Genomic DNA, 6573 nt, shown 5'->3' on the forward strand with positions numbered 1-6573 from the left:
GGCCCGCGCGGCTACGTCACCCGGATCGACCTCGACGCGACCGACCCGGCCAAGCGGGTCACGCTGATCTCCGACAAGGACGCCCACGGCAACCCCTACCCCACGATCGACGGCCTCACCTGGGACCCCTTCACCCACCAGCTGCTCCTGACGGCCGAGGCCAAGTCCCCCACCGGCGGCGTCTTCGGGGTCTCCCTCGACGGCAGCGGCGACCCGGTCGACGGCAGCGCCGTGCGGCTCGACGCCCTCGGCTCCGGCGGCTACGAGGGCGCCCAGACGGACTCCGACGGCAACGTCTGGCTGGTCGAGGACATCGGTGGCCCGACGGTCGCCGGCACCCACGGCAAGGTGCCGAACAGCTACGTCTACCGCTTCACCCCGACCGACCCGGCGGACCTCACCCTCGGCGGGAGCCTCCAGGCGCTGCAGGTCGCGCGTGCGGACGGCTCGCCGGTGACCGCTGCGCAGCTCGCCGCGAACCCGTCCGACCAGGTCGTCACCGACCTGCACACCTACGGCTCGACGTTCGCGACGACGTGGGTCACCGTGCACGACGGGACTGCGGCGTTCGACGCGACCGGCGCGGCGGCGACCGCCGGGGCTACCCCGTTCAAGCGCCCCGAGAACGGCGTGTTCCGGCCCGGTACCTCGTTCGGGGAGTTCTACTTCACCGAGACGGGCGACACGTCGGCCACCTCGACCCTGCCGGGCGGGTTCGGTGCGGTCTTCCGGCTGGTCCAGTCGTCGCCGAGCGCGGCCGCCGGGACGCTGAGCCCGGTGTCGATCGGGGACGTGACGCACACGGGCTTCGACAACATCGCGTTCGCCGGCCGCGACCAGCTGCTTGTGGTCGAGGATGCGGGCGACACGCTGCACCAGCAGCGCAACGCGCTCGACTCGGGCTACGTCGTGGACCTGAGCGGAAGCGACAAGAAGGCCAAGAAGATCACGCGGTTCCTCGCCGAGGGCCGCGACGCCTCGGCGCTGTTCGACGCGACGACGAACCCCGGCTACAACGACGGCGACAACGAGATCACCGGCATCCACGTGTCCGACGGCGACCCGACGCCCGCGGGCATCCTCGGCGCGAAGACGCCGAAGCTCACGGACGGCACGTGGCGCACGTTCTGGACCCAGCAGCACGGTGACAACGTCACGTGGGAGGTCTCCCTCGCGGGCGTCCGTCACGGGGACGACTCCGACAAGAGCTGACCTCGGCACCAGGCACGACCGAACGCCCCGGCCGCACGGCCGGGGCGTTCGGTGCGTCGGGCGGGTCTGCGGCGTCGGCGCGAGGTGCGTGCCGGACGGTCACGGGGCCGACGGCGGTGACCCCCCGTCGCGGGTCCGGGGGCGGCCACGCGGGGGGATCGGCGCCACCTGCTTGGGCATCCGACCCGCGTCGGTGAGCGCCCGACGCAGCAGCATCTCCACCTGGGCGTTGACGCTGCGGAGCTCGTCGTCGGCCCACCGGACGAGCGCGTCGTGGACGGCAGGGTCGATGCGGAGCAGGACCTGCCGACGCTCGCTCATGTGTACAGGGAGCCGGCGTTCACGACCGGCGACGGCGGCTGGTCCCCGCAGAGCACGACCATGAGGTTGCTGACCATGGCGGCCTTCCGCTCGTCGTCGAGGCTGACGACACCGTTCTCCTCAAGCCGGTTGAGGGCCAGCTCGACCATGCCGACCGCACCCTCGACGATGCGCGAACGGGCGGCGACCACGGCGCTGGCCTGCTGGCGGCGCAGCATCGCCTGGGCGATCTCGGGGGCGTAGGCGAGGTGGGAGATCCGCACCTCGACGATCTCGACGCCGGCGATGGCGACCCGGGTCGCGACCTCGGCGGCCAGCTGGGCTGCGACGACGTCGGTCGAGCCGCGCAGCGAGGTGCCGGCCTCGGTCGTGTCGTCGTAGGGGTGGGTCGTGGCGACGTGGCGCAGCGCCGACTCGGCCTGCACGGTGACGAAGTCGAGGTAGCTCTCGACCGCGTAGGTCGACTTGGCGGTGTCGGCGATCTGCCAGACGACGATCGCGGCGATCTCCACCGGGCTGCCGTCGGCGTCGTTGACCTTGAGGTGGGCGGTCTCGAAGTTGCGGACCCGGACGCTCACCTTGCGGCGCTTGGTCAGCGGCAGCACCCACCAGAACCCAGGGCGCTGCACCGTGCCGATGTAGCTGCCGAAGAACTGGATCACGGACGTCTGCCCCGGTGTCACGACGACCAGGGACGTGATGGTCAGCACGCCGACGACCGCGGGGACCCACAGCCACGTCTCGGCGCGCTGCTGACCGACCGCGAACCACCACGTGCACCCGGCCAGGACGAGGACGCCGAGCCAGCCGCTGACAGCGAGGGCGGGGCGCTGACTGATGACGAGCCGAGCTCCTTGGAGCCCGACGGGCTCGGCCTTCAAGGGCGAATCGACGGCGCTCACGGTGTGTTCCTTTCGCTGAAAGTGATAGCACATTGATAGCACTCTCGCGCGCTCGCCACCAGACCTCTCGCGGGACCGGCGCGCGCGGTCGTGGCCTCGCTGAAGTCGGACATTCGGGACGTTCGGTCCTGCCGCCGCGAGCGCCCGGTGGTAGGGCTGAGGTAGCGGGCGCCGACCCGGGGCTCGCACGAGCGGACCGAGGTGTGCCATGACGATCGAACGAGCCGAGCGCGATCCGCAGACGATCCTGGGGGTGCGCGAGGTCGTGCCGATGACGCGGTTCCAGGAGTTCTTCGGCCGAGCCTTCGGCGTTGCGGCCGCTGACCTGGGCCGGCAGGGAGCTGCGCCGGCCGGACCGCCGGTCGCGCTGTACCGCGGGCCTGTCACCACCACGGTCGACGTCACCGCGGGCTTTCCCGTCGGGCAGCCCGTGACGCCTGGCCCCGGAGTCGTGACTGCCACTCTTCCCGGCGGACCGACCGTCGAGGCGGTCCACACCGGGTCGTACGACTCGCTGCCGACGACCTACGCCGAGGTCACAGCCTTCATCGCCGAGCAGGGGCTGACCCCCGAGGGGGAGATGTGGGAGGAGTACCTGGTCGGACCTGACACCGAGCCCGACCCGAGCCGTTGGCAGACCAGGGTCGTCTTCCCCGCGCGCTGAGCGAGCCGCCGCTGTGCCGTGGCTGTGCGGTGCCCCTCCGCGGCGAGGGGTACCGTCACTCGGACAGGGCATCTATCTCGCGAGTTCCGGGAGCAGTCATGGGCGCCAGCGTCGACGCACCGTATGGATCACCAGACAGTTCGGATGTACTGCGGCAAGATCCGGGACTGCCGCCCGTCGCACTCGACGAGGCCGCGCTCGAGTCGCAGGACACCCACTGGACGCCGGCCAAGATCGCCATCTGGGTCGCGGTCGCCCTCCTCGGGGGCGTGAGCTGGGTCATCATCGCCGGCATCCGCGGCGAGACCGTGAACGCGGTGTGGTTCGTGTTCGCCGCCGTGTGCTCCTACCTCATCGCGTACCGGTTCTACTCCCGGTACATCGAGAAGCATCTGCTGCGGCCCAACGACAGGCGCGCGACGCCCGCCGAGTACGACGCGGACGGCAAGGACTACGTCGCGACCGACCGTCGCGTGCTGTTCGGCCACCACTTCGCCGCGATCGCCGGCGCCGGCCCGCTCGTCGGCCCGGTCCTCGCCGCCCAGATGGGCTACCTGCCGGGCACCATCTGGATCATCGCCGGTGTGATCGTCGCAGGCGCGGTCCAGGACTACCTGGTGCTCTTCTTCTCGATGCGTCGCGGTGGCCGCTCGCTCGGCCAGATGGCGCGCGAGGAGCTCGGGGTCATCGGCGGCACCGCGGCCCTGGTCGCGACGCTGACCATCATGGTGATCATCATCGCGATCCTCGCGCTCGTGGTCGTCAACGCGCTGGCCGCGAGCCCGTGGGGCGTCTTCTCGGTCGGCATGACCATCCCGATCGCGCTGCTCATGGGTGTCTACCTGCGCTTCTTCCGCCCGGGCAAGGTGTCCGAGGTCTCGATCATCGGCTTCATCCTGCTCATCGCCGTGATCATCGGCGGCGGCCTCATCGCCGACACCTCGTGGGGCCTGAGCGTCTTCACGATCGACAAGGTCGCCATCGGCTGGGGCATCATCGTCTACGGCTTCGTCGCCGCGATCCTGCCCGTCTGGCTGCTCCTGGCACCGCGCGACTACCTGTCGACCTTCATGAAGGTCGGCACGATCGTGATGCTCGCCGTCGCGATCGTCCTGGTCCGACCGATCATCAACGTCCCGGCCGTCAGCGAGTTCGCCTCGACCGGCAAGGGCCCGGTCGTCGCCGGCTCGCTGTTCCCGTTCCTGTTCGTCACCATCGCGTGCGGGGCGTTGTCCGGGTTCCATGCGCTCATCGCGTCGGGCACCACGCCGAAGCTCGTCGAGAAGGAGCGCCAGACGCGCTTCATCGGGTACGGCGGGATGCTCATGGAGTCGTTCGTCGCGATCATGGCGCTCGTCGCCGCGCTCTCGATCGACCGCGGGATCTACTTCGTCATGAACGCACCGGCCGCCCTCACCGGCGGCACCGTCGAGTCCGCGGCCGCGTGGGTCAACGGGCTGGGGCTCTCGGGCGTGCACGTCACCCCTGAGCTGCTGACCGAGACCGCGAAGAACGTCGGCGAGAAGTCGATCATCTCGCGTACCGGTGGCGCACCGACGCTGTCGGTCGGGCTCGCGCACATCATGCAGCAGCTCGTCGGCGGCACCGGGATGATGGCGTTCTGGTACCACTTCGCGATCATGTTCGAGGCGCTCTTCATCCTCACCGCGGTCGACGCCGGGACCCGCGTGGCGCGGTTCATGCTGCAGGACAGCCTCGGCAACTTCGTCCCGCGGTTCCGGGACACGTCGTGGCGCGTCGGGGCGTGGATCACGACGGCCGTCATGGTCGGGCTGTGGGGCGCGGTCCTGCTCATGGGCGTCACCGACCCGCTCGGCGGCATCAACACCCTGTTCCCGCTGTTCGGGATCGCCAACCAGCTGCTCGCGGCGATCGCGCTCGCGGTCTGCATGGCGATCGTCGCCAAGCGAGGGGCGTTCCGGTACATCTGGATCGTGGCGGTGCCGCTGGTGTTCGCCGCTGCGGTGACGATCACGGCGTCGTTCCTGAAGATCTTCTCGCCGGTGCCCGCCGTCGGGTACTTCGCCCAGCACGCGGCCTTCGGCAAGGCCCTGGCCGACGGCAAGACGAGCTTCGGGTCGGCCGCGACGGTCGAGGCGATGCAGGCGGTGTTCCGCAACACGATGATCCAGGGCGTCCTGTCGGTCCTGTTCGTGGTGCTCTCGATCATCGTGATCATCGCGTCGCTCTGGGAGACCTGGAAGGCCTTCCGGCTCGGCGGCGGACCCAACGCCGAGGACCGTGCGGTCTCGTCCCGCATCTTCGCGCCGGCCGGCTTCGTCGCGACCCCGGCGGAGAAGGTGCTGGAGGAGCAGTGGGCCGTGCACACCGCCGCCACCGGACGCGTGCGGTCGGGAGGCCACTGATGGATGTGGCCGCGGCGGTGCGCCAGGGCGCGCGCGGCGTCTCCTGGTTCGTCAAGGGGATGCTCGGTGAGGACGCGTACGACAAGTACGTCGAGCACCACGCGGCCCAGCACGACGGCGACTGCGGACCTGTCATGACCGAGCGCGAGTTCTGGCGCGACGTGACCGACCGGCAGGAGCGCAACCCGCAGGGCCGGTGCTGCTGACCCACCTCACGGCCGGCGTGAGACCCGACGCCCGTCGACTCCTCTCGGGGAGCCGGCGGGCGTCCGTGTCGTCTCAGGGGGTGTCGACCTCGCCGTCGTCGGTCGCCGCGTCGGCCTCGGCGGCCCGGGCGTGCAGGCGCTCGCGGATCTCCTCGGGCGTGTAGGCGCGGCGACGGCGCTCGTCCTTCGCGATGAGCACGCCGCCCGCGGCGACGCCCGCGAACGCGGCGACACCCAGGACCTTCCACCACCTCATCCGCCTAGGCTACAGACGTGCTCGCGGACCGGATCGACCTGGACGAGGCCCTGACCGCGACGCGGACGGGCGACCTGTGGCTGTTCCGGGGCCACACGGTCGCCGACCGCGCGATCCAGATGACGACCAACAGCCCCGTCAACCACGTCGGCATGGCGGTGGTCGTCGACGACCTCCCCCCGCTGATGTGGCACGCCGAGCTCGGCCGGTCGCTGAGCGACCAGTGGACGGGCGACCACCACCGCGGAGCGCAGCTCCACGACCTGCGCGACGCGGTCGTCGTCTGGGGCAACCGGTACGACCAGAAGGCGTGGCTCCGCCAGCTCGACCAGCCGGTCACGCGGGCGATGGAGGACGCGGTGCTCCGCACGATCGCGCGCCTCGACGGCACCCCGTTCCCCTCGACGGTCCAGCTCGGGCTGCGCTGGCTCGGTGGACGTGCGCCGAGGCCCTCGTGGACGCGACGCGAGGAGCACCTGGAGACCGTCTACTGCGCGGAGGTCGTCGCCCTCACCTTCGAGGCCATGGGTCTGCTGCCCGACGGCCACCGCTCGAGCTGGTTCGACCCGGGCACGTTCTGGAGCGGCGACGACCTCGGCCTGGCCGGCGGGGCGACGCTCGGCAC

8 protein-coding genes are annotated in these 6573 nt (G+C 70.9%); 5 read left to right on the forward strand and 3 right to left on the reverse strand.

Annotated features, from left to right (window positions below; translation table 11 throughout):
• A partial coding sequence (locus tag VFW79_RS08540; protein WP_329676886.1) for an alkaline phosphatase PhoX occupies positions 1–1212 on the forward strand: 1212 nt, incomplete at its 5' end.
• A gap of 99 nt (positions 1213–1311) precedes the next feature.
• Here the strand turns inward: VFW79_RS08540 and VFW79_RS08545 are convergent.
• Together VFW79_RS08545 and VFW79_RS08550 are read right to left on the reverse strand one after the other, a co-directional pair.
• Positions 1312–1533, reverse strand: coding sequence for a hypothetical protein (locus tag VFW79_RS08545; protein ID WP_329676887.1), 222 nt, complete (start codon positions 1531–1533; stop codon positions 1312–1314).
• Positions 1530–2435, reverse strand: coding sequence for an SPFH domain-containing protein (locus tag VFW79_RS08550; RefSeq protein ID WP_329676888.1), 906 nt, complete (start codon positions 2433–2435; stop codon positions 1530–1532). The genes VFW79_RS08545 and VFW79_RS08550 overlap by 4 nt, the downstream gene beginning before the upstream one ends.
• A 208-nt stretch (positions 2436–2643) precedes the next feature.
• Between VFW79_RS08550 and VFW79_RS08555 the strand changes: the two genes are divergently transcribed.
• The 3 genes from VFW79_RS08555 (at position 2644) to VFW79_RS08565 (ending at position 5692) form a co-directional block, all read left to right on the forward strand.
• Positions 2644–3099 carry a GyrI-like domain-containing protein gene (locus VFW79_RS08555; RefSeq protein WP_329676889.1) on the forward strand — a complete coding sequence of 152 codons (456 nt, stop codon included), beginning with the start codon at positions 2644–2646 and terminating at the stop codon, positions 3097–3099.
• 98 nt (positions 3100–3197) lie between these two features.
• Complete coding sequence (locus tag VFW79_RS08560) at positions 3198–5486, forward strand: carbon starvation CstA family protein (protein WP_329676890.1); 2289 nt, start codon at positions 3198–3200, stop codon at positions 5484–5486.
• A complete protein-coding gene (locus VFW79_RS08565) occupies positions 5486–5692 on the forward strand; it encodes a YbdD/YjiX family protein (RefSeq protein ID WP_329676891.1) in 207 nt (68 codons plus the stop codon). The genes VFW79_RS08560 and VFW79_RS08565 overlap by 1 nt, the downstream gene beginning before the upstream one ends.
• Before the next feature lie 73 nt (positions 5693–5765).
• Here VFW79_RS08565 and VFW79_RS08570 read toward each other — a convergent pair whose 3' ends face one another.
• Positions 5766–5948 (reverse strand): hypothetical protein, encoded by a 183-nt coding sequence (locus VFW79_RS08570; protein ID WP_329676892.1) that lies wholly within the window; start codon positions 5946–5948, stop codon positions 5766–5768.
• 17 nt (positions 5949–5965) lie between these two features.
• Here VFW79_RS08570 and VFW79_RS08575 point away from each other — a divergent pair.
• On the forward strand, positions 5966–6573 hold a 608-nt coding region (locus tag VFW79_RS08575), incomplete at its 3' end, for a hypothetical protein (RefSeq protein WP_329676893.1).

The organism is Cellulomonas sp. (genome assembly GCF_036279715.1).
GTDB lineage: Bacteria > Actinomycetota > Actinomycetes > Actinomycetales > Cellulomonadaceae > Cellulomonas_A.

What these genes read in the sequence shown, in the direction of transcription:
- VFW79_RS08565 (WP_329676891.1), top strand. Translation starts at nt 5,486, where the DNA reads ATGGATGTGGCCGCGGCGGTGCGCCAGGGCGCGCGCGGCGTCTCCTGG.
- VFW79_RS08570 (WP_329676892.1), bottom strand. Translation starts at nt 5,948, where the DNA reads ATGAGGTGGTGGAAGGTCCTGGGTGTCGCCGCGTTCGCGGGCGTCGCC.
- VFW79_RS08560 (WP_329676890.1), top strand. Translation starts at nt 3,198, where the DNA reads ATGGGCGCCAGCGTCGACGCACCGTATGGATCACCAGACAGTTCGGAT.
- VFW79_RS08555 (WP_329676889.1), top strand. Translation starts at nt 2,644, where the DNA reads ATGACGATCGAACGAGCCGAGCGCGATCCGCAGACGATCCTGGGGGTG.
- VFW79_RS08545 (WP_329676887.1), bottom strand. Translation starts at nt 1,533, where the DNA reads ATGAGCGAGCGTCGGCAGGTCCTGCTCCGCATCGACCCTGCCGTCCAC.